Annotated in this window: 3 protein-coding genes and 1 other RNA gene; 1 reads left to right on the top strand and 3 read right to left on the bottom strand. The window is 66.1% G+C overall.

What is annotated here, in order from left to right:
• Positions 1-41: 41 nt before the first annotated feature.
• The 3 genes from AC1D00_RS33510 to ffs form a co-directional block, all read right to left on the bottom strand.
• Positions 42-362 (bottom strand): YbaB/EbfC family nucleoid-associated protein, encoded by a 321-nt coding sequence (locus AC1D00_RS33510; RefSeq protein WP_011090837.1) that lies wholly within the window; start codon positions 360-362, stop codon positions 42-44.
• Positions 363-389: 27 nt separating this feature from the next.
• Positions 390-2,222 carry a DNA polymerase III subunit gamma/tau gene (locus AC1D00_RS33515; RefSeq protein WP_404552346.1) on the bottom strand — a complete coding sequence of 611 codons (1,833 nt, stop codon included), beginning with the start codon at positions 2,220-2,222 and terminating at the stop codon, positions 390-392.
• Between the two features lie 94 nt (positions 2,223-2,316).
• Positions 2,317-2,413, bottom strand: an RNA gene (ffs, locus tag AC1D00_RS33520) — signal recognition particle sRNA small type.
• A gap of 184 nt (positions 2,414-2,597) precedes the next feature.
• Between ffs and AC1D00_RS33525 the strand changes: the two genes are divergently transcribed.
• Positions 2,598-3,150, top strand: a 553-nt coding sequence (locus tag AC1D00_RS33525; protein WP_477013616.1) for a transporter substrate-binding domain-containing protein, incomplete at its 3' end; no start/stop codon positions are given.

The raw sequence follows: 3,150 nt of genomic DNA on the forward strand, positions 1-3,150 counted from the left end.
GCACCAGCCGCTCGATTTCAGGACCTGCAACCGCGCCCATGTTACTGGCCGAACAGCCCCGGCGGCAGGCCGAGCCCGCCGGTGAGCGACTGCATCTTCTCCTGCACGGCGGCCTCCGCCTTGCGGCGGGCATCACCGAGCGCGGTCACGAGCAGGTCCTCGAGCACCTCGCGCTCTTCCGCCTTCATCAGCGAGGGATCGATCTTCACGCCCTTGACGTCCATCTTCGCGGTCATGCGCACCACGACGAGGCCGCCGCCGGAGATGCCTTCGACCTCCACATTGCCGAGCGCGTCCTGCATCTCCTGCATCTTGGATTGCAGCTGCGCCGCCTGCTTCATCATGCCGAGAAAATCAGCCATAGGTCGGGTGTCCTTGGAAAGATAGGCTCAGAGATCGTCGTCGGTATCGGAACCGTCGGGCGGATCGTCACTGCCATAGTCGGCGTTAATATTGGATTCCGGCGTCTCGGGGGCAAGCCTGCGGACCTCGACAACCTTCGATCCGGGGAAGCGCGACAGCACCTCCTGCACGCGCGGATCGGCCTCAGCGGTACGCGCATGCTCCTGCTTGGCGGCCTGGTTCACCGAACGCAATGTCGGCTGGCCCTGCTCGTTGGAGACGATCACGGTCCAGCGCCGGCCGGTCCAGAGCTCGAACTTGCGCGCGAGCTCGGTGATCATGGTCTTGGAGGCGTTGGGCTCGAGCGCGACCTCCAGCCGGCCCTCCTCGAAACGGACGAGACGCATGTCGGCTTCGAGCGCACCCTTGGTCAGGAGGTCGCGCTTCTGCCCCGCGAGCGCGACGAGCTGGGTGAAGCTGGTGATGCGCAGCTGGGGTGCTGCGGCTTGCGGATCGGGCGCAGGCGCCGCCATCTGCGGCCGGGCGCCGCCGCCGAACGATGACGGCGAACTCGGCGCGCGCATGGGCGCCGCCTGGGCAACAGGCGCTGCGGAAGCCATCGGCGCAGCCGGCGCACTGCGTGCCGCACTGCCGCCGCTCACGACCGGCGAGCCGCCGCCGTTCTGCTCCAGCATCCGGATCGCCTCGTCCGGCGTCGGCAGGTCGGCGACATAGGCGATGCGCACCAGCACCATCTCGGCGGCCGCGGCCGGCCGCGTCGCGGCCTGCACCTCGGTGATGCCCTTGAGCAGCATCTGCCACATCCGCGACAGCACGCGCATCGAGATTTTCGAGGCGAAATCCCGCGCGCGCACCCGCTCGGTCTCGCCATAGGCGACGTTGTCGGCGGTCGCCGGCACGATCTTCACGCGGGTGACGAAATTGACGAACTCGGCGAGGTCCGAGAGCACGACGATCGGATCGGCGCCGACGTCGTACTGGTCGCGGAACTCCTTGAAGGCGGCGGCGATGTCGCCGCGCGCCAGCGAATCGAACAGGTCGATCACACGCGTCCGATCGGCGAGCCCCAGCATCTGCCTGACCGCATCGGCTTTCACCGTGCCTGCCGCATGCGCGATCGCCTGGTCGAGCAGCGACAGCGAATCGCGCACGGAGCCTTCCGCGGCGCGCGCGATGATGCCGAGCGCCTCGGGCTCGATCTCGACGCTTTCCTTCGCGGCGATGCTGGCAAGGTGCTTCATCAGCACGTCGGCCTCGACCCGGCGCAGATCGAAGCGCTGGCAGCGCGACAGCACCGTGACGGGAACCTTGCGGATCTCCGTCGTCGCGAACACGAACTTGGCGTGCTCCGGCGGTTCCTCCAGCGTCTTCAGGAAGGCGTTGAACGCCGCCGTCGACAGCATGTGGACTTCGTCGATGATGTAGACCTTGTAGCGGGCGCTGGCTGGCGCGTAGCGCACGCTGTCATTGATCTGGCGGACGTCGTCGACGCCGGTATGCGAGGCCGCGTCCATCTCCAGCACGTCCATGTGCCGGCTTTCCATGATCGCCTGGCAATGCACGCCGAGTGTCGGCATGTGGATGGTCGGGCCCTTCACCGAGCCATCCGGCATCTCGTAGTTGAGTGCACGGGCCAGGATGCGCGCAGTGGTGGTCTTGCCGACGCCGCGGACGCCGGTGAGGATCCAGGCCTGCGGGATGCGCCCGGTCTCGAACGCGTTGGAGACGGTGCGGACCACGGCCTCCTGGCCGATCAGATCGTCGAAAGAGGAGGGGCGGTATTTGCGCGCCAGCACCCGGTAGGGCGTGCCAGCCTGGCTGGCGCTATTGGAATTGGGAGGGGCGCCAGCGTCGGTCATCGGTCGATCCGCAATGAAATCTCTCTCGGCCGGCTCTTGCGGAAAGGAGCGCGCTAGCGGCAGGGCCGCCGGCGCAATTCGCTCGGAAAAACAGGTAGGAGACTGACGAGCGACCCGATCCGGACCTCGTTAGGGCTGCTTCCTTCCGGACCTGACCCGGTTGGCGAGTGGCTCGTCCACCGCCAATCTCCCGGTCCCTATTTGGGGCCAAAGGGAGCGGAAAGCAAGCGGGTATCAGCCTGAACGGGTTGGGTTTGCCCAGCATCCGGGCAAATCCGGATCTGCCCAGCCGACAGGCTGTGCTTTCGCTGATGAGACCACCTTGCTAAGAACGCTGCCGGAACTCCCCTTCAACCAGAAAAGCGATTGATCCCAATGGTTACACGTCGTGATGTTGCATCGATTGTCGGACTTGGCGCCGTTGGCGCGATGGCCGCGGGCGCACTGGCGTCCCCGGCTGTTGCCCAGGCCGCCGATCCGAACGAATCAACCTTCGCCCGTATCCGCCGCAGCAAGAAGATGCGGATCGGCGCGGTCGCCGGCGGCGCGCCCTATTACATGAAGGATCTCGCCAGCGGCCAGTGGAAGGGCTTTTACGTCGACATCGCCAAGGCGCTCGCCGACGACATGGAAGCCGAGCTCGAGATCACCGAGACCACCTGGGGCAACTCGGTGCTGGACCTGCAGTCCAACAAGATCGACATCTTCTTCGGTCTCAATCCGACCCCGAAGCGCGCGCTGGTGGTCGATTTCTCGGTGCCGGTCTTCAACAACGCCTTCGGCATCCTCTGCAAGAAGGACTTCAAGCCGAAGAGCTGGGCCGAGCTGAACTCGCCCGACGTCAAGATCGCGGTCGACCAGGGCTCCTCGCACGATCAGGTCGTCAGCCGCCTGACGCCGAAGGCGCAGATCTCGCGCCTGAAGACCG

Source organism: Bradyrhizobium sp. P2_E8, assembly GCF_056403875.1.